Annotated in this window: 20 protein-coding genes, 1 tRNA gene and 1 riboswitch; of the genes, 14 read left to right on the top strand and 7 right to left on the bottom strand. The window is 41.2% G+C overall.

The genetic code is table 11. The features are described from left to right. Positions 1 to 62 precede the first annotated feature (62 nt). Both CLHUN_RS14390 and CLHUN_RS14395 read right to left on the bottom strand, forming a co-directional pair. Positions 63 to 713 (bottom strand): acetate uptake transporter, encoded by a 651-nt coding sequence (locus CLHUN_RS14390; RefSeq protein ID WP_080065333.1) that lies wholly within the window; start codon positions 711 to 713, stop codon positions 63 to 65. An 81-nt stretch (positions 714 to 794) separates the two neighbouring features. After that, positions 795 to 877 (bottom strand) — tRNA-Leu (locus CLHUN_RS14395). Between the two features lie 405 nt (positions 878 to 1,282). Between CLHUN_RS14395 and CLHUN_RS14400 the strand changes: the two genes are divergently transcribed. Together CLHUN_RS14400 and CLHUN_RS14405 are read left to right on the top strand one after the other, a co-directional pair. Then, positions 1,283 to 2,191, top strand: a complete 909-nt coding sequence (locus CLHUN_RS14400) for a YesL family protein (protein ID WP_080065334.1) — start codon at positions 1,283 to 1,285, stop codon at positions 2,189 to 2,191. A 162-nt stretch (positions 2,192 to 2,353) separates the two neighbouring features. After that, positions 2,354 to 2,746 (top strand): nucleoside 2-deoxyribosyltransferase, encoded by a 393-nt coding sequence (locus CLHUN_RS14405; protein WP_080065335.1) that lies wholly within the window; start codon positions 2,354 to 2,356, stop codon positions 2,744 to 2,746. A gap of 122 nt (positions 2,747 to 2,868) precedes the next feature. Here CLHUN_RS14405 and CLHUN_RS14410 read toward each other — a convergent pair whose 3' ends face one another. The 3 genes from CLHUN_RS14410 to dapA form a co-directional block, all read right to left on the bottom strand. After that, positions 2,869 to 3,339 carry an ACT domain-containing protein gene (locus tag CLHUN_RS14410; RefSeq protein ID WP_080065336.1) on the bottom strand — a complete coding sequence of 157 codons (471 nt, stop codon included), beginning with the start codon at positions 3,337 to 3,339 and terminating at the stop codon, positions 2,869 to 2,871. 132 nt (positions 3,340 to 3,471) lie between these two features. Next, a complete protein-coding gene (gene dapB, locus CLHUN_RS14415) occupies positions 3,472 to 4,236 on the bottom strand; it encodes a 4-hydroxy-tetrahydrodipicolinate reductase (RefSeq protein ID WP_080065337.1) in 765 nt (254 codons plus the stop codon). A gap of 70 nt (positions 4,237 to 4,306) precedes the next feature. After that, complete coding sequence (dapA, locus tag CLHUN_RS14420) at positions 4,307 to 5,188, bottom strand: 4-hydroxy-tetrahydrodipicolinate synthase (RefSeq protein ID WP_080065338.1); 882 nt, start codon at positions 5,186 to 5,188, stop codon at positions 4,307 to 4,309. Positions 5,189 to 5,339: 151 nt separating this feature from the next. Beyond that, positions 5,340 to 5,520, bottom strand: a riboswitch (Lysine riboswitch). A gap of 188 nt (positions 5,521 to 5,708) precedes the next feature. Between dapA and CLHUN_RS14425 the strand changes: the two genes are divergently transcribed. Next, positions 5,709 to 7,370 (top strand): SpoIID/LytB domain-containing protein, encoded by a 1,662-nt coding sequence (locus CLHUN_RS14425; protein WP_080065339.1) that lies wholly within the window; start codon positions 5,709 to 5,711, stop codon positions 7,368 to 7,370. Positions 7,371 to 7,567: 197 nt separating this feature from the next. After that, complete coding sequence (locus tag CLHUN_RS14430; protein ID WP_080065340.1) at positions 7,568 to 8,551, top strand: ketoacyl-ACP synthase III; 984 nt, start codon at positions 7,568 to 7,570, stop codon at positions 8,549 to 8,551. 77 nt (positions 8,552 to 8,628) lie between these two features. Here CLHUN_RS14430 and CLHUN_RS14435 read toward each other — a convergent pair whose 3' ends face one another. After that, on the bottom strand, positions 8,629 to 9,984 hold the full coding sequence (locus CLHUN_RS14435) for an aspartate kinase (RefSeq protein ID WP_080065341.1): 1,356 nt from the start codon (positions 9,982 to 9,984) through the stop codon (positions 8,629 to 8,631). Between the two features lie 364 nt (positions 9,985 to 10,348). On the opposite strand from CLHUN_RS14435, the gene queA reads away from it, so the two are divergent. The 9 genes from queA to secF all read left to right on the top strand — a co-directional run bounded on the left by queA (position 10,349) and on the right by secF (position 18,459). Further along, positions 10,349 to 11,377 (top strand): tRNA preQ1(34) S-adenosylmethionine ribosyltransferase-isomerase QueA, encoded by a 1,029-nt coding sequence (gene queA / locus CLHUN_RS14440; protein ID WP_080065342.1) that lies wholly within the window; start codon positions 10,349 to 10,351, stop codon positions 11,375 to 11,377. A 109-nt stretch (positions 11,378 to 11,486) separates the two neighbouring features. Further along, positions 11,487 to 12,611 (top strand): tRNA guanosine(34) transglycosylase Tgt, encoded by a 1,125-nt coding sequence (gene tgt, locus CLHUN_RS14445; RefSeq protein ID WP_080065343.1) that lies wholly within the window; start codon positions 11,487 to 11,489, stop codon positions 12,609 to 12,611. A 59-nt stretch (positions 12,612 to 12,670) separates the two neighbouring features. Further along, positions 12,671 to 12,949, top strand: coding sequence for a preprotein translocase subunit YajC (gene yajC / locus CLHUN_RS14450; RefSeq protein ID WP_080065344.1), 279 nt, complete (start codon positions 12,671 to 12,673; stop codon positions 12,947 to 12,949). A gap of 98 nt (positions 12,950 to 13,047) precedes the next feature. Further along, on the top strand, positions 13,048 to 13,452 hold the full coding sequence (locus CLHUN_RS14455; RefSeq protein ID WP_080065345.1) for a TIGR04086 family membrane protein: 405 nt from the start codon (positions 13,048 to 13,050) through the stop codon (positions 13,450 to 13,452). Between the two features lie 122 nt (positions 13,453 to 13,574). After that, positions 13,575 to 13,715: a six-cysteine ranthipeptide SCIFF gene (gene scfA / locus CLHUN_RS14460; protein WP_080065346.1), complete on the top strand. Its 141-nt coding sequence runs from the start codon at positions 13,575 to 13,577 to the stop codon at positions 13,713 to 13,715. 142 nt (positions 13,716 to 13,857) lie between these two features. Then, entirely contained in the window at positions 13,858 to 15,201 is a 1,344-nt protein-coding gene (scfB, locus tag CLHUN_RS14465; protein WP_080065347.1) for a thioether cross-link-forming SCIFF peptide maturase, read from the top strand. 14 nt (positions 15,202 to 15,215) lie between these two features. Beyond that, on the top strand, positions 15,216 to 15,716 hold the full coding sequence (locus CLHUN_RS14470; RefSeq protein WP_080065348.1) for a gamma carbonic anhydrase family protein: 501 nt from the start codon (positions 15,216 to 15,218) through the stop codon (positions 15,714 to 15,716). 423 nt (positions 15,717 to 16,139) lie between these two features. Beyond that, positions 16,140 to 17,498, top strand: a complete 1,359-nt coding sequence (secD, locus tag CLHUN_RS14475) for a protein translocase subunit SecD (protein WP_080065349.1) — start codon at positions 16,140 to 16,142, stop codon at positions 17,496 to 17,498. Continuing rightward, positions 17,491 to 18,459 (top strand): protein translocase subunit SecF, encoded by a 969-nt coding sequence (gene secF, locus CLHUN_RS14480; RefSeq protein ID WP_080065350.1) that lies wholly within the window; start codon positions 17,491 to 17,493, stop codon positions 18,457 to 18,459. Before secD ends, secF begins: the two co-directional genes overlap by 8 nt. 93 nt (positions 18,460 to 18,552) lie before the next feature. On the opposite strand, the gene CLHUN_RS14485 is transcribed toward secF, so the two are convergent. Further along, positions 18,553 to 18,849 carry a hypothetical protein gene (locus CLHUN_RS14485; protein ID WP_080065351.1) on the bottom strand — a complete coding sequence of 99 codons (297 nt, stop codon included), beginning with the start codon at positions 18,847 to 18,849 and terminating at the stop codon, positions 18,553 to 18,555. Positions 18,850 to 19,171: 322 nt separating this feature from the next. Here CLHUN_RS14485 and CLHUN_RS14490 point away from each other — a divergent pair, with 322 nt between their 5' ends. Beyond that, positions 19,172 to 19,453, top strand: a complete 282-nt coding sequence (locus tag CLHUN_RS14490) for a DUF6514 family protein (RefSeq protein ID WP_242656526.1) — start codon at positions 19,172 to 19,174, stop codon at positions 19,451 to 19,453. The last annotated feature ends 167 nt before the right edge of the window (positions 19,454 to 19,620 follow it).

Here is a 19,620-nt window from a genome sequence, read left to right on the forward strand (position 1 = left end):
AGAGGTATATGAACATGAAACACCTTGAAAACTACAGTACAGAGGAAACAGAATCTGAAAATCTAGCAGGGTAACTGCCAGAAACCATGCGGCAAAATTAAATTTGCGCAAAGTACTTGACAGTACCCCACAGGAAGAACTACCTTCCCAAGGTGTCCGTTAAATACTGCTGCCGCCGAACCGTAAAAGGAGAACAGCGCAATTGCCAGTTCTGCCCAGGCTGCCAGCCTGTGTGTGAATTCTTCTGCAATTCCAAAGGTGCTCAGGGAAAGTCCTATAAACAAAAAATCAATGAGAACAAATATTATGAACAGTACTTTGTTGGTTTCCGTTGCCAATATGGTCATAAAGAAGGTAAAAATCAGATAGCCCACAAAAGCAAAGCCCAACTGCCTGCTGTCCGCCGCAGAAACAAGCTTCTCACCGAAAAAGCCAAGTTTTACAAGCCAGGAGAAGGCAACACCAAACCAGAAGAAGGCATAGCCTCCAAAGGCGGTGGTTCCAAAAACATTGTTGCGTTTGGCATCACCGATACAGGCAAATAGCTGTGCAAAGCCTCCCAGGAACAGGGCCCAGGGTATGACGAGAGATAGGCCGTCCGTCCAGCCCAGCTTTTGAGAAGAGGCAACAAGTGTTACCATAGCCAATCCAAATAGACCGAGAGCGGAAGGGTCTGCGAAAAGGGTTTTTATTTCTTGCGGTTTCTGATCCATTATAGAAATTCCTCCAATAATATTGATATGTTATTTTACGGCAAAAGAAAAACTCCATTTAAAAAATGGAGTTTTTCTTTTTGGTGCGATCGATGGGACTTGAACCCATACGGTCTCCCACACGCCCCTCAAACGTGCGCGTCTGCCAGTTCCGCCACGATCGCATTTGTACTGTTTTGATGCGTTCCCGCATCAGCAAGTATGATTATACTAGGATATTTTGAGAGTGTCAATAAAAAAATTATAAAAAATACGTTTTTTGTACAAAATATTTTAAAAGTATCTTTAAAAGTTTCAAAATACGGATTATGATTGGATTGGCAACTGCGGTCCCGCTTTACGGTAACTTTTTATGCAAAATATAAAGTCGATTACTATATCGGCTGAAAGCCGACAGTTGGGTTTGAAGCCGGTTTTTAAAGCATAATTTGCCCGGTAGGGAAAGTTTGAACCGTAATTGACTTTGGTAATTTTAAAAAATATGTTGAAGGAAAGCAGTACTATTGATAAAATACTTATTAATACATCAGCATAGTACATATGACTGTGACAGAAAAGGAGAATTACTTGTGGGGTTATTCAGTGCAAATTATAATAAACCGGGTCCTGGAGTAGAGAAGGATGTTCCTCCAAAGCCCAGATTTTTCATTTTTTTCGATGTTTTAAAGCGTAAGTTCTGGCATATAATCAAAATCAACCTTATGTTTGTTTTGTTCAATTTACCGGCTCTGTTCGTAGCATTTATCGTGGCTTCAAATTTTTTGCAAAAGCTTAAAATAGATGAAGGGCTGGGAGATTTCTATGTCAGGTTTTTTTTGGCGGCAATAATGACTTTGATACCTGTGATAACCATAGGCCCTGTCCAGGCGGGAATCACTTATATTCTGCGGAACTACTCAAGGGAAGAGCACTCTTTTATATGGTGGGATTTCAAGGAGAACTTTATAAAGAACTTCAAGCAGGGAATGATTATTACGGTAATTGATATTGTTGTAATGTACATTCTGGGCATAGCCATCAACTTCTATACCAGCCAGAGCGGGCTCATTTATGTTGCGGCAACGTCCTTTATATTTTTGTCCCTTATAGTATTCATGATAATGCATTTATATATTTATCCAATGCTGGTTACGGTACATTTGAGCATTAAAGACATATACAGGAATGCATTTATTTTTTCAATATTGAAGCTGCTGCCAAATGTGCTGTTTCTTGCACTGAATATGATCATAGCCTATGCGGCGTTCTATAACATAGTAGCAGGTCTTTTAATTTATGTTTTAATACTGCCGGGATTTATGGGATTAATGAACAATTTTTATGTCAACCCCATCATTAAAAAATATGTTTTGACTGAAAATGCAACTCCTGCGGAGCCGGAAGAGGAAGACGACGAAGAAGAAGGCGAAAGCTTTTACAAAAAGGACTACAGGAAAAATGAAGCGGACGGGGAAGCAGAAGCCTCTGACGAGGAATAGGAAGCAGAGAATTGAAAAATGATAGATTGATAAGGACTGGCATCGTTTTACTTACGGTGTCAGTTTTATTGTATGCCTGGTTAGGTAGGTGCATGTAGAAATTTTGAAAGAGCTTTTTAGAAGTCACTTGTACGTTACAAAATACTAATCGGAGGACTAATAATGAAGGCATATATCGGAATTAAGTTTTATCAAGATTATAGGAACAGGGAACTTATAGAAAAAATATCAGAAGCCCTTGAAAAGAACTCCATTACTACTTCGTGTGTAGTTAGAGATATGGAAAAGTGGGGTAAAGTTGAGTATGAGCCAAAGGAATTAATGGAAAATGCCCTTAGCGAAATAGATTCATGTGATATTGTCATAATAGAATTTACTGAAAAGGGCATAGGTTTAGGAATTGAATCTGGATATGCTTTTGCCAAAGGAGTTCCAATTATTACAATTGCACAGGAAGGTTCTGAAATTTCAAATACTTTAATGGGAATATCAAAAAAAATTTTTATATATAAAGACTCCAGTGAGCTTGTGGATTTCTTTTCTAATGAGGTATGACTTATGTATCTTATTTATACCTTGATTTTTACAATAATTTAGATGGTTTATTATTAATAACCATCTAAATTATTGTAAAGTAATATTTAAAAAATTTGCAATATTTCTGGGTTGCCACAAATTTATATCAAAAATTCCTTCTTAATAGCTGAGGCCACTCTGTCGGTATCCTTGTCATAAATCAGAAAGGATATATCAACTTCGGAGGTGGTAACCAGCTTGACTTCTGCGTCATTGACCGCCAACAGCCTGAACAGCCGGGCTGCAACGCCGGGCACCTCCTTCATGGCCTCTCCGAAAATGCTTATTTTTGTACTTTCCGAATCAATACTTATACGAAGATTTGGAACAGTGCCTTTATATGTATTCAGCAGTCCTATGACCTTTGCTATATTCTCCTGAGGCATGCTGAAGGAGACATTGAGCTTTCCCTGATAAGGAGGGGATTGAGTAATCATATCGATATTTATATGCATTTCTGCAATTTTACTGAAAATGTCGGATATGATCAGCATATCGTTTGGAAGATTATCTACTGTCACCATTGCCACATTATAAAGCGTGCTCATACTTGTAACTGAATTATTGGACATAATAAATTCCCTCCTGTAAGTATTATTTTTGAATAATTTTATATTTCTTTAAAGTCGTACCCGGGGACTTGCAAGCTTATCTGTCAAAGTAACTGGCACTGCAGTTACTTTAAATCTTATATTAACCAAAAGCTAGTTGATTTCAGCAATCAGGTCGGTCATTGAGTACAGACCCGGATTTTTGCCCGCAAGGAACAGCGCTGCCTTTAAAGCACCTACGGCGAATATTTCCTTTGAGGTGGCAGTATGGTTTATCTCAATAATTTCATCAGTTCCTGCAAAAATTACCGAGTGATCGCCCACAATGGTGCCTCCGCGGACTGCATGTATTCCGATTTCCTGCTTGCCGCGCTTTTTCATTCTGGAATGCCTGTCATAGGTATACTCGCATTTTTCCAGAAGAGTTTCATTTATGGCGTCGGCTATGGCAAGAGCCGTACCGCTTGGCGCATCGATTTTCTGGTTGTGGTGCTTCTCAACTATTTCAATATCAAACTGTCCCTCCAGCACTTTTGCAGCCTTTTTCACAAGGTCTATGAGCAGGTTTACTCCAAGGGACATATTGGCGGAGAAAAATACCGGTATGTTTTCCGATACTTCAGTTTTCAGCACCTGGGTCTGCTCGCTGGAAAGCCCTGTTGTAGCCATGATAAGGGGGATATTTCTATCCTGGGCAAATTCTATAAGTCCTCCGAAGGCTTTGGGGTTTGAGAAATCAATAATAACATCTATCCTTGCATCACACTGGTTAAGTGAAGTAAAAACAGGGTAGGGGTTGGCGGTATTGTCATTTATGTCATAGCCCGCAGCTATTTTTAAGCCGTTAAAATTTTGTGCCAGCCTTGTTATCACCTGACCCATTTTTCCATTGCATCCGCTTAGCAAAACATTAATCATTTGCTTTTCACATCCTAATCTATAGTATTAGTATATTATTTATATTATTCTTATGGTCAATTAAGAAAGGTCAGGTAAGCAGACCGTAATTCCTTAATTCCTTCTTAAGTATTTCCAGATTATTGTCGGATATATCCACCAACGGCAATCTGCACTTGCCCACATTCATTCCCAGAAGATTCATGGCAGCCTTTATGGGAATAGGGCTTACTTCAATAAACAGGGCCTTGATAAGAGAAAGAGTATCCAACTGGAGCTTTCTGCTGCCTTCAACATCTCCCGAGAGATACTTCGCAACCATATCGTGAGTATCCTTTGGAATAATATTTGCCATTACTGAAATGACACCCTTTGCACCCATTGAAAGGAAGGGAACAACAAAGCCGTCTTCTCCCGAATACACGGTGAAGTCCTCGCCGCAGAGGTTTACTATATCTCCGGCCTGTGACAGGTTGCACTCCTTTATGGCTACGATATTTTCAATTTCGGACAAGGCCTTTATGGTTTCAGGTGCCATGTTCAGGTTGGTTCTGGAAGGAACATTGTAAAGTATGCTGGGTATGCTGATACTGTTGGCTATATGCTTGAAATGCTCATACAGTCCCTTCTGTGTGGTTTTATTATAGTAGGGGGTAACGGTCAATATGGCATCTGCACCAACCTCCTGGGCATATTTGCTCAGTTCTATGGCGTGCACGGTATGATTGCTTCCTGTTCCGGCGATTACCGGTATTCTTCCGTTGACCTTTTCCACCGTAAATTTGATTGCTGCCTTATGTTCATCATCGTACATTGTGGAAGCCTCACCGGTAGTCCCTGCAATGATTATTGCATCGGTGCCTTCCCTGATCTGATACTCAATTAATTCGGACAGCTTATTGTAGTCGGTTCCTTCGTTTGTGAAAGGGGTGACTATAGCAACGCCTGACCCTGTAAAAATCGGTTTCCTCATAATAACCTCCGTCTGCGTATACACGCTGTTGTCTGTTTCTATATTGTGAATAGATCTGATGTTTATTATTGGTTTCAACACAAATAAAAAACGCCGGCCCGAGCCAACGTCTGTTTAATACTTTTATAACCCTTTAATCCTTGAATTATAATAAACAGATAGCGCTCCACCACTTCGTCATGATGACAGTCTCAAGGCTCTTAACATTGAAACCAGGTATTACATGTTATTGGGAAGTAATAACCTTCGGCGTTTTTTCCTTTTGCTGCATATCATAGAATCCCAAAATCCTCAATGCAGTTACTTATAAAAAACGCACCTCTATCTAAAATCCACTATTCATTTTTTTAATCATATCATTGGTAAATTAATGTGTCAATTTTTTTATGCTATTTTATATATATTTCAGTTTATGCGTGATATTTCAATTCTGTTACAATTTCAGCCCAAGGCAGGATGTAGAATATTGCATGTCGAAACAAGCTAAAAAATAGACAAATAGACAAGGAGCTTATTACTAATGAAGAAGATTTGCTTATTATTAAGCATGGTTTTTTTTACAGCTATGTTTTCAGGAATCAGCAGTCCTTTGGCCTATGCGGCGTCCAACCCCGCGGTTAAAATCGGTCTGTACTTCGGCTCTACGGCACAAAGCCAGATTCTCATCAGCAGCGACAAGGGAGTGGAGTATAACGCATACGATGCGTCTGCAAACACAAATACAAAGGTATACGAGTCAAGTCCGGGGCAAGCCCTCAACATACGAAAAGACAGCTATTTTACAGGAAGCGGTGCCAAGCTGACGGCAGCCGCAGCCGCGGCAAACTCAACAGTCGGGCCGTATCATTTAAAACTTCAGAGTACATATAATTCCTACAATGACACGGTTCCCGTGGTCAACTCCTATAAACAGAAGGGAATAGTAGCCTATCCCGTATTTACCGATTCGGGCTGGAACATATGGACCGGGTTCTATGTGGATAATGCCTCGGCGCAGGCGGCAATTTCCGAAGTCAAGGGAAAACTGGGCCAGGTGGAGTGTACGGTGGTTGACAAGGTTGATACCAGGATATGCGGGGCAGACAGCTCCACCGGAGAGGTAGTATTTATGTTTGCGGCGGCCCAGAAGCTTTTGAGAGGGAAGTCCCTGGATGAAAACGGCCCTGTAAAAATCGGAACGGCCAAGCTGAATACATACAGAGGACAGGTTGAGTTTTTCAGGGTGACAGGCAGTGACATGACGGTCATCAATGTTTTGCCCATGGAGCAATATTTATATGGTGTGGTTCCAAACGAAATAGAAAGCTACTCAAACGTAGAAGCACTTAAGGCTCAGGCTGTGGCGGCAAGAACTTACGCATACCTGAACCTTACAAAGACTTCAAAGTCAAATACACATCTGAACTACGGTTTTAATCTCTGCAGTGACATCCATTGCCAGGTATACAGGGGCATGGGCTCTGAAAACGCCAATACCAATACGGCGGTGGATCAGACCAAGGACATGGTCATTACATACAACGGTCAGTTGATTGAGGCGGTTTATTCTGCTTCCAGCGGCGGGAGGACTGAGGATGGCTCCAACGTATGGACCGGCGCTCCGTATTTGAAAAGTGTGGAAGATAAATATGAATCGGGAAATTCTCCGAAGTATAACTGGACCTTGACTTTCACTGCCGATGAAATCAGCCAGAAGCTCAAAAACTACAATATAGGTGATGTAACAAGTATAGAGGTTACCAGGCTTTCGGAGGCGGGCAGACCTATCGAGCTTATTGTAAAAGGTACATTAAAGCCTGAAGGGATCAAGTTTACAAAGGACGGCTGCAGGACCTTCATGAGCCTTTACAGCCAGTGGTATACAATCACAAGCAATGCTGATGTTACAGTACTGGTAGACGGAAAGGAAGAAAAGAAGCAGCTTGGCCAGCTTACCATTATATCGGCAGACGGTAAGACTAAAAGCGTTGAACCGGGGCAGAGCCTTACGGTCATTGATGCCAACGGCAAAGCTTCGTTGTTGTCTGCTGTTCCCACAGAATACACCTTTACAGGCAGAGGATACGGGCATGCCGTAGGTATGAGCCAGGAGGGTGCAAAAGGCATGGCAAATGCCGGCTTTAAGTTTGATGAAATACTTACCCACTATTATACCGGGACTATGATAGATATAAAAAAATAGAAATGAAAATGAAGTAGACATAATGTTAAATTGAATGTGGACCTATGAAATGTCGGACTGCAATGAAGCTACCTGTTAAATGGCTTTGTTGCAGCTTTTTATTTCTTGAGAAATATTGACTGCAAATAACAATATATGGTAAAATGTTGTTATTAGGTGCTAGTATCAGGTAATAAATGAATCTTAAGGAGGTAAATATGCAATACAACTCAAGCTCGAAAATTACAGGTATAGGTGCATACTTGCCACAGGCAATTCTATCGAACCACGATCTGGAGAAGATGGTGGACACAAATGACGAATGGATATTAAGGCGTACAGGGGTCAGAGAAAGAAGGATAGCCCAAAAAGATGAATTTGCCAGTGATTTGGCCATTAACGCAGTAGAAAACCTTTTAAAAATGCAAAGCACGGCTGTTGAGGGCGTTGATATGATAATTGTCACAACCTTCACGCCCGATCACCTGACACCTTCGGTTTCGGCTCTTGTTCAAGGTCATTTTGACATAAAGAACACCGGAACAATGGATATAAACTCAGCTTGTACGGGATTTGCCTATGCCGTATGCGTTGCAGATTCCCTGATTACTGCCGGAAGCTTTAAAAAAGTGTTGATTGTATCTTCCGAGGTACTGTCCAAAATTGTGGACTATACCGATAGAAACACCTGCATACTTTTTGGTGATGCGGCTGTAGCGGTGGTAGTGGAGAAGGCGGAGGACAAAGGCTGCATACTGGCATCACATTTTACCTCCGACGGCAAAATGGCTGAAAATGTAGCCTGCAGTGCACTGTCAGACAGTGTAAACGGGCGGAGGCTTGAAAAAAAGGGTCAGTTCCAGCAGGAAGGGAAATTTTTGTATGAGTATGTGGTAAGGAATATTCCAGAGGGAGTTAACAGGCTTTTGGAGAAAGCGGGACTCAGCCTTTCAGAGGTTGACTGGTTTGTACCGCATAGCGCAAATATGCGGATGATAGAAGCGCTTGTCAAAAGACTGGAATATCCCATGGAAAAAACCCTGACCAGCAATGAATACTATGGAAATACTTCCTCGGTAACAATTCCGCTTTCTCTGTGGAAGGCAATTGAGGAGGGCAAAATCAAACCGGGTCAGAAGCTGGTGCTGTATGGCTTTGGCGGAGGCCTCACACATGGAGGAATAGTGCTGGAGTGGAAATAAGCAGCACTGTCATATAGTTAAAGGTCTGCTGCAAAACATATGTCCTGCAGCAGACCTTTCAAATTACTACATGCTATTTACTTGTTAAAGAACTCATTGTACAGGGATATGACAGCCTTGTTGGATTCATTTTCCTTAACGGCAAACATCATGTTTATTTCTGAAGAACCCTGATTTATCATTTCAAGACTGATTGAGGCTTTAGCCAGAGCCGAAGTTGCCCTTGCAGCAGTACCTACCGTATTTTTCATGCCTTCTCCCACAATTATAACTATGGCAAGATTGTGGTCAATGGATACATCGTCGCATTCCAGCTCATTCTTTATACGGGAGAGCACCTTTGACTCGGTTTCCTTGTTTTTAAACTGGCTCTGCTTCAATATTATAGATATGTTATCGATTCCCGAAGGGGTATGTTCATAGGAAATACCTTCTTCTTCAAGTATCTGGAGAAGTTTTCTTCCAAAGCCTATTTCCCTGTTCATCATAAACTTGCTGACATATATGCAGCAGAAGCCGGAATCGCTGGCAATACCTACAACATGGTGGGGAGTCAGTTCTCTTGCAAGTACGATTCTGGTTCCCGGTGCAGCAGGATTATTGGTGTTTTTGATACATACCGGCACCCCTGCCATAAATACCGGCACCAGAGTATCCTCGTGCAGCACTGAGAAGCCCGCATAGGAAAGTTCACGCATTTCCATGTAGGTAAGCTCCGATATGGCTGCGGGATTGTGGACCAGGCCGGGATGTGCGGCATAAACTGCGTCTACATCTGTAAAGTTTTCATACAGATCCACCTTGAGAGCGGCGGCAAGTATTGAACCGGTAATGTCGGAACCGCCGCGGGGGAAGGTAGCTACCTTGCCTTCTATGGTATACCCGAAGAAACCGGGGAAAATTATAATTCCATCATAATTGTTGAGCATTTTCAGGTTATCAAAGGACTCGGGCAAAACCTGGGCATTTCCGAATTCGCTGCTCATGAGCAGTCCGGCTTGCCTGGGACTTACATAGTGGGCTTTCTTTCCGATGCTGTTGAGATAGGCTGCAACAAGTTTGGCGCTGTTGTCTTCGCCGGCAGCCTTCATGGCATCCATAAACATTCCCTGATGGCTGGTATCCAGCTTCACTCTTTCTTCCAGGTCTCTTCTTATCTCTTCCACAATAGTGTTATCAAGCTTAAGCTCGTCTGCAATATCCTTGAATCTCTTGACAACTGCTTCCAGCTCGGCTGCCGAGCTGCCGGACTGAAGCTGCCTGTTTGCACAGGCAATCAATAAATCGGTGACCTTTGTATCTTCTTTATCTCTTTTACCGGGAGCAGACACTACAATAACTCTTCTGTCACTATCTGATAGAATAATATCGCAAACCTTTTTTATTTGTTCGGCATTAGCCAGTGAGGTTCCGCCAAATTTTGCTACTTTCATGAGTTGCATCCTCCATCCATAATAACTTATAGTTTTTTATACTTGACAGGAGTTACCTTAAAAACAGCGGGAAGCAGATAACAAGCAGCCGGCCAAAGGCCGGCTTGGTGGCTTTCATCAAAATTCAGCTTTCCTTGCACTGTTATGAGATATCTCCCAGTATTTTCTTGGGGCTTATATCTCATAAATTATACAAAAAAACAGTATATATGGCAATAAGTATTTGTAATATAAGTAATTATAATGTATGATATTTATTGTTTCTTTGACACAGGTTTTAAGGTCTTTGCTTTTACATATAATAATTACATATATATATAAGATTATATAAGATTAATTTTTATTTGCCTTTGGAGGATTTCTTGTGGATTTAAAGGAGTTTGACTACTATTTGCCGGAAGAGCTGATTGCACAGCATCCGCTGCAAAAAAGGGACTTGTCCAGACTGCTGGTGCTGGACAGGGAGACCGGAGAAATTGAACATAAATCGTTTATGGACATTGTAAATTATTTAAATGAAGGCGACTGCCTGGTTTTAAATAATACCAGGGTCATTCCGGCAAGGCTCCTGGGCGAGAAGGAAGGCAGCGGCGGAAAAATAGAATTTGTGCTGCTCAAAAGAATAGACGGTGACACCTGGGAAGTAATACTGAGGCCTGGAAAAAAGGCAAAGCCGGGTGCCAGATTTGTTTTTGGCAATGGAGAGCTGAAGGCTGAAATCCTCCAGGTTCTTGAAGAAGGCAACAGGTTGGTAAGATTTATATATGAGGGTGTTTTTGAAGAAATACTGGACAAGGTGGGCATAATGCCTCTGCCGCCGTATATTACCCAGAAGCTTGAGGACCCGGAGCGCTATCAGACCGTATATGCGAAATACAACGGTTCGGCGGCGGCACCTACTGCCGGTCTGCATTTTACCCGGGAACTGCTGGACACACTTGAAAAAAAAGGAGTAAGGCTTGCTTATGTGATGCTTCATGTAGGTCTTGGGACTTTCAGGCCTGTCAAGGTTGATGACATAACACAGCATAAAATGCACTCGGAGTTTTATTCCATAGATAAGGAAGCCTGTGATACCATAAATGCCGCTAAAGCCAGCGGCAAGAAAGTCATAGCTGTGGGTACCACAAGCTGCAGGGTGCTGGAAACCGTGGGCGGCGGAAATAACGGGATTCTCAGAGCCGGAGAAGGCTGGACGGACATCTTTATTTATCCGGGCTATGAATTTAAAATCGTGGACAGGCTTATCACAAATTTTCACCTGCCCGAATCAACTCTCATAATGCTGGTCAGTTCGCTGGCAGGCAGGGAAAAGGTGCTCAACGCCTATTCCGTTGCTGTACGGGAGAAATACAGGTTTTTCAGCTTTGGTGACGCCATGCTCATAAAATAGCAAGGCTTTGTAACAGGCTATGAGTTGAATTAAATTGAAAACTTGTTTATAATGCTTTACAATTGCAAAGTTACTATATTAACCACATTAACAACGGAAGGATTTTTAAATGGCTGCAGTAACATATGAATTGATCAAAACCTGTAAACAGACGGGAGCAAGGCTGGGAAGGGTGCACACACCTCACGGCTCCATTGACACCCCGGTGTTTATGCCGGTAGGTACGCTGGCTACCGTAAAAGGTATGTCACCGGAAGAATTGAAGGAAATAGATGCAAGAATAATACTGAGCAACACCTACCACTGCTATTTAAGACCCGGACAGGACATTGTCAGACAGGCCGGAGGCCTGCACGGCTTTATGAACTGGGACCGGCCGATACTCACCGATAGCGGAGGGTTTCAGGTATTCAGCCTGAGCGGGCTCAGAAAAATCACTGAGGAGGGTGTTACCTTCAGATCACATCTGGATGGTTCAAAACATGTCTTTACGCCTGAAGCGGTTATGAAAATCGAAAATGACCTGGGTGCAGATATAATAATGGCTTTTGATGAATGCGCTCCTTACCCGGCGGAATACGACTATGTAAAAAAATCAATGGAAAGAACTACCCGCTGGGCAAAACGTTGCAGGGATGCTCACGAAAATACCGAGCAGCAGTCCTTGTTCGGCATTATTCAGGGCGGTATGTATAAGGATTTGAGAATTGAAAGTGCAAAGCAGTTGAAGGAACTGGAATTTCCCGGGTATGCCATAGGGGGACTGAGTGTGGGAGAGCCTGCCGAGCTCATGTATGAAGTTCTGGACTACACAGCTCCGCTGATGCCGGAGGATAAACCGCGGTATCTGATGGGGGTGGGTTCGCCTGACTATTTGATAGAAGGTGCTATCAGAGGAATTGATATGTTCGACTGCGTGCTTCCCACCAGAATAGGACGAAACGGCACTGTAATGACCAGCCAGGGCAGGGTGATAATCAGAGATGCCAAATACGCAAAAGATTTTTCAAAGCTGGACCCGGAATGTGACTGCTATGTCTGCAGAAACTATTCCAGGGCGTACATTCGGCACCTGCTTAAGTGCGGTGAGCTTCTGGGCCTGAGATTGACAACCTGGCACAACTTATATTTCTTAATTAACTTGATGAAACAGGTAAGACAAGCTATAATTGATGATAGATTGGGTAGCTTCAGGGATGAATTCTATTATAAATACGGCTACTCAAAAAAATAATATCGGTTAATACAGTGCTGCTGTGTTAAATATATAATCAAACGGAGGTTTATAAATTTATGGAACAAATATTGGTCGGGTTTGTCATACCAATGGCATTAGTATTCGGACTTATGTACGTTATGCTGATTCTTCCCCAGAAGAGAAAAGAAAAGAAGACAAAGGAACTGCTCAATTCACTTCAGGTTGGCTGGTCTGTTACTACAATCGGAGGTATCTGCGGCAAGATAGTTAATATAAAGGACGATGAAGTAACTGTCGAGTCAAGTGTAGAGAAGACAAAGGTAGTTGTCAAGCGCTGGGCAATAAAGGATGTTGTCAAGCCTGTAGAAGGCTGATAAATTTCACGCAAATTAGCTACAGCTTGTTCTAAGCAGCCGGCCATAAAAATAAGATATAGGGAGAGCGTTTCTATATTTTATTTTGGAGGTACAATATGGCCGGACAGATACCAGGTTTAAAAAAGCAGCTTGATGAACATGTAAATTTGCTGAGAGTATTAAAAGGACTGCTTTTGTCATTTCTCATAACTCTTCCATGTTTTCTTGCCTTTGCTTTATTTTTGACTTATACGGATTTCCCTGAAAAATATACTTTCATTGCGGTTCTTATAACTACCGTCATAAGTGTTCTGACCGCATCAGCTTACTCCACCAGGAATGTGAGAAGCAAAGGCTGGATGAATGGCTGCGCTGTCGGAGTTTTATACGTAGCTGTACTTTATCTGGCAAGCAGTATAATTTTCATGAATTTTGCCGTTGACGTGCAAGTGCTTCTGACAGTTGTAATAGGTGCCATTGTGGGCTGCCTTGGCGGAATTTTCGGAATCAATCTCCGTTGATATTGATAGCGTACAGGCTGCAGCAATATTGACGGTTTCATGGCTATATAAAATATGCCTTTTCAAACTTTTTGAAATGTGCTATAATCTGCTAAGAAAATTATACAGGAGGGACCAAAAGGATGAAACACATCAAGACATTAAACAGCGCTACTTTAAAGGAAAGCCTTTCTCACGGCGGATGCGGCGAATGCCAGACTTCATGTCAGTCTGCGTGCAAGACATCATGTACTGTAGCAAACCAAAGCTGCGAAAAGAAGTAATAAACATAAGTTTATATTTGCATATTGAAAATAAAGGTGAAAGGTGTTTTCTTAAACACTTTTCACTTTTTTATGGCTCAAACGCAAAGCGTGGGCTTTTATCACTAATTATTTGCGTACCATGCACGCAGAAAGGGTTTAAATGATTCACAAGTACAAAATGTATGATACAAATATAGTCCTGGATATTAACAGCGGGGCGGTTCATGTTTTTGATGATGCCGCATATGAGGTTGTGGACATGTACGGGACTGAATCTAAAGAGCAGATAATAGAAGCCTTAAAGACAAAGTTCAGCGGGCAGGACATTTCAGATGCATATGATGAGGTTTCAGACCTTAAGTCACAGGGACTGCTCTTTAGTGAGGATTCATATTCCGATGCTTTAGCCAAATGGGAGAGAAAACCTGTGGTCAAGGCTTTATGCTTACATATCTGCCATGACTGCAATTTGCGCTGCAAGTACTGCTTTGCCTCCACCGGCAGCTTTGGCGGTCAGAGAACCATGATGGATGCGGAAACAGGCAAAAGGGCAATTGACTTTCTTATAGAAAAGTCGGCAGGAAGACGAAACCTGGAGGTGGATTTCTTCGGAGGAGAACCTCTGATGAACTTCGGCGTGGTAAAGGAAATAGTTGAGTATGCGAGAATCAGGGAAAAGGAAGCGGGTAAGAATTTCCGTTTTACACTTACCACCAATGCCTTATTGTTAAATGAAGATAATAAAGCTTTCATAAATAAAAACATGCATAATGTTGTTCTCAGTATTGACGGGAGAAGTGAAACCAATGACAGGATGAGGCCCAGGATGGATGGTTCGGGGACTTACAGCAGCATACTTCCCAAGATAATGGATATGGCAGAGGCAAGGAATCAGGATAATTATTATGTAAGAGGAACCTTTACCAGGGAAAATCTTGATTTTTCGGAAGATGTGCTGCATCTGGCCGACCAGGGCTTCAAGCAGGTTTCTGTAGAGCCTGTTGTGGCTGCCAGGGATTCCGGCTATGATATCCGGGAACAGGATTTGGACAAGCTTTTTTCAGAATATGAAAAACTTGCTTATGAATATGTGAAAAGAGACCGGGAAGGAAAGGGCTTTAACTTTTTCCACTTCATGATAGACCTGCAGCAGGGGCCCTGTGTCATAAAAAGGCTGGGGGGCTGCGGTTCAGGCCACGAATATCTGGCAGTTACTCCCGAGGGAGACCTGTACCCCTGCCATCAGTTTGTAGGAGACGAGAAATTCAAAATGGGAAACATTCACCAGGGGGATTTTGACACAAGCTTCCAGAAGGATTTCCAGAAGTCAAATGTTTATACTAAAAAGGATTGTTCCCAATGCTGGGCTAAATTCTATTGCAGCGGGGGTTGTGCAGCAAATGCATACCAGTTCAATAATGATATTGATATTCCTTATAAAATAGGTTGCGAACTTGAAAAGAAGAGAGTTGAATGCGCAATCTGGATTAAAACTCAAGAATAGAAGAGGTAAACATTGTGATTAGTGATTTTAACAATATTACACCCAGAATTCATGAAACTGCTTTTGTCGCCCCCAACAGTACGGTTATTGGAGATGTGGTGCTGGGTGAAAGCACAACTGTCTGGTACAATGCCGTTTTAAGAGGTGATATTGACAGAATTGTAGTTGGTGACAACACCAACATCCAGGAAGGCTGCATACTGCACTGCAAAAAGGGTGCGGACATAAGAATCGGTTCACGTGTAACTGTTGGACATGGGGCTATACTCCATAGCTGCCACGTGGGAGACAATACACTTATAGGAATGGGCGCAATAGTGCTGGACGACTCCGTTATAGGCAATAATTGTCTTGTTGCTGCAGGCAGTGTGGTTACGCCCAGGACACAAATTCCTGACGGAAGCCTGATTGCCGGAAGTCCTGCAGTTGTCAAACGAGTTTTGTCCCAACAGGAGATTGAAGAAATCAAACTCAATGCCAATGAATATATCAACCTGCTTAAATATTACAAATAGCAAAAGAGTGAATGTTGAACAGGAGTAATAATATTTTCAGGATTGTATATTCTATAATTATTGTGTTTAATTGTTGATTAACTCGTGGTGCCGGTCAATAAAGTTTAGCAGATAAATTTGCAAGTTACGCGAGGATGACTTTAAAGAAATGCGCATCCAAGCTTTTTAACCGGCACGACAGGTTAAATTAATTGTTATATTTAATGTTTTTTCAATTGACAGATGAACCATTTTTAGTACAAAAAGGTAAAAAGTTGTAAATTTCTAGTGAAGAATGCAACATATTTATTGACTAGCATTTTTCTTAGTTATATAATGGCGTATGTGGTATGAATCTTTGCAAGACAGGTTGGTCGATAAAGCTCACCCGGTTTGCATAAAAAATTAAGGATTCATTATTAAAAATAAGGGGGAATTCTACAAATGAGAGGAAGCAACGCGGTTAAATTTTTCTCGATATTGATTATCACCGGAATTTTAACCTGGATAGCAGCTTTCGGATCTTTGGCCGGTTTTGATATCAAAGGTGCGAAGGATATGAGGCCTGGTATTGATATTCAGGGAGGAGTAGACGCAAAGCTGTATGCAATAACGGATACAGGCAAGCTGCCGTCCGAAAAGGATTTGGATGCGGCAAGATTTACTATTGAAAGAAGATTGGATGAAAAAAATATTTTTGACAGGGTTGTAACTGTTGATTACCAGAAGGGTTACGTCCTTGTTCAAATTCCTCATAAAAAAGGTGAAGCTTTTGACCCGCAGAAGTCTATAGAAGAAATAGGGCAAACAGCATTAATGACCTTCCAGGAAGTCGACAAGACAAAGCTGAATGAAGACGGTACTTACGTACCTGCCGATCCCACAAAAGAGGACGAAAAGAAAAGAATAATCCTGCAGGGTAATGATATTGTGGATGCCACTGCAGAGCCATCTCAGGAAGGCGGCGGTTTCCAGATATCACTTCAGTTATCCGATGCGGGTAAGAAGAAGTTTGCCGAAGCTACTGCAAGACTTGTAAATCAGCCTATAGCTATCTACATGGATAATAAGCAGATCAGTGCTCCGGTTGTAAACGAGCCTATCCCTAACGGTGTTGCAAGGATTTCCCTTAATGGTACTCCCCTTGATCAGCAGCAGGCAGAGGCAAAGAGACTTGCCGGACTTATCAAATCAGGTGCTCTGCCCTTCAAGCTTGAAGCAAAGCAGGTAAACAACATAAGCCCGACACTTGGTTCAAATGCGTTGGCTGTAAGCTTGGATGCATTTGTTGTAGCCTTTATTCTGATTTGCTTATTTATGATTGGATATTACAGACTTCCGGGATTAATAGCCTGTATCGCTCTTTTCCTGCATACGGTACTGGAACTGCTGGCGTTATCCTGGATGAACATTACAATTACATTGCCGGGTATTGCGGGTCTTATCCTGACAATAGGTATGGCCGTTGATGCCAATGTAATTATCTTTGAAAGAATAAAAGAAGAAATCAGAAACGGCAAAACTTTGAGAGCCGCTATTGATATAGGATTTAAGAGAGCATTTGCAGCAGTTCTTGACGGTAACGTTACTACGCTTATCTCAGCCCTCGTATTATTGAAGTTTGGTACAGGCCCTATCCAGAGTTTTGCTTACACATTGGGTATAGGAGTTATTTTAAGCTTCCTGACCGCTGTTACAGCAACAAGAGTTATGCTCAATGCAGTGCATGACTTGGATATTGCAAAACACCCTGTTCTTTATGGTGTAAGTGCTAGACTGAAGGGAGGCAAGACAAATGGTTAATTTATATTCAAAAAGATATTATTTCTTTATACTTTCAGTAATAATTATAATAGTCGGTATAGCTTCATACTTTATACACGGTGGATTTAAGCTGGATATCCAGTTTGAAGGCGGTACTGTTATAGAGTTGAGAGCAAACGACGGTATGTTTAAGGAGTCCAATACACAGGAGCTGCAATCAAGTATTGCTGATTTTGTAACAAAGACTATAGACAAGCCTGCTATTGTTCAAAAATCATCTGCTTTTGATATAAGTGGAAATAATTCCAGCTATGACGTTATCAAAATAAGCATAGGCAGTCAGAATACCCTCACAAATGATGAAATAACCAAGGTTGAGGAAGCAGTTATAAAAGAGTTCAAGCTGACAGCAGAAGATCCTGTTATAAATGAAGAAAGCGTTGAACCCTTTATAGGTAAGGAAATAATGCAAAACGGAATTAAGGCGGTTACTATTGCCTTCATTTTGATTATAGTTTATGTCTGGATAAGATTCAGAACCATGTCGGGTTTGTCTGCCGGTGTTTTTGCCGTAGTAGGTGTTATCCATGACAGTATAATCATGATTGCAGTTTACTCCATATTCCAGATTCCTTTGAACGAATCTTTTATAGCTGCAATACTTACGGTTATAGGGTATTCGATGAATGATACCATAATAATCTATGACCGTATCAGAGAAAACAGCAGATTATTGAGAAAGATACCATTGCCCGAACTGGTTAACCAGAGTATAATCCAGACCTTGAACAGATCCATAAATACGGTGGTAACTGCCTTGATAGCTATTACAACTGTATATATCTTTGCCAAGGTTAACGGCATAGTATCAATTGAAGAGTTCAGTTTCCCACTTATCGTCGGTATGGCTGCCGGCTGTTATTCATCAATATTTGTAACAAGCCCGCTGTATGTTATGTGGAAGGAAAGTCAGAAAAAAACCAAAGCTGTTAAAGTATAATATATAGCAAAGTAGAAAAACCCAAAAAGCACCGGGGGCCTTCGACGCCCCCGGTGCTTTTTGGGTTTTTTCATAAAATTGAAAAGAACCTGCTTATTGTGACCTCTTTCTTATAAAGATATCAATAGCCAGAGAGGCTATTATAAACTCGGCCATAACAAATATACAGTTGGTTATTAGGGTTGTAGTTGTAAATTCAAAAACACTGCTGAAATTATTGCTGGTTTTGTTGGCCACAAACAAAGCTGTTGCTACTGCTAACAAGGTTAAAGTAACCGGAGTCGCATATTTCAACATTTTTTTCGGAAATTCTGCCATTTCACAGACTGCGGAATTAAGGAGCTTTAAAACATTTAACTTTGTTGAACTGTTATTCTGCTTGCTTTCCATGGAATACCCCCCTGATTGTAAACTTATATATTAAAAAATAGAATACTGAAAAAAATGACGTATTCTGTAGAAATTATAAATTTTGTATAAAAAAGATTAACTTCACGTAAATATTAACACCAATAAGGAGGAAGTTCAATGTAAATTATTGATAAAATTGCATTCTTCGACATGAGACTTACAGGGATTGGAATAAATTTATGTAAAGTGGTCGAATTAGCTAAAAACTTTTGTGTAGATTGAAAGGCAGGCAATATAATATAATTACACTGTAAATAGTAGAGTAATTGTAAACAGGTAAGGATAAATGGGAGGTAATGTGATGGAACTGATCTGCTCAAAAAAACTTGAAATCAATGAATCAGTAGTATACGATTGCAAAGAGATTAATTTAGAGTATTATTTAGTATCCTGTGAGTCTGATAATTCATGTACATACGGTATTCAGATAAGCATGACCAAGGACAGCGGTACTTCCGAAACGGCTGTTATAAAGGATGTATTACCTACTAAATCAGGCATGATAGATCTTATCGACCTGATGTACAAAAATTCTGTTACTCCGGTAAGTGCCAGAGATATTATTTATGATTGCATAGCATAGACTTACGCCGGAAATTAGCCGGTGCAATCAGAAACGGGCTGGTACGGCAAGCAAATTCTAAACCATTTATATTATGAAATAACGGGTATACCAAAGGTTTAATGAAGAATTATTCCTTTGTGTATACTTTTTTTTATCAAAAAAGAAGGAATATTAATAATAATGTC

Source organism: Ruminiclostridium hungatei, assembly GCF_002051585.1.
Classification (GTDB): domain Bacteria; phylum Bacillota; class Clostridia; order Acetivibrionales; family DSM-1351; genus Ruminiclostridium; species Ruminiclostridium hungatei.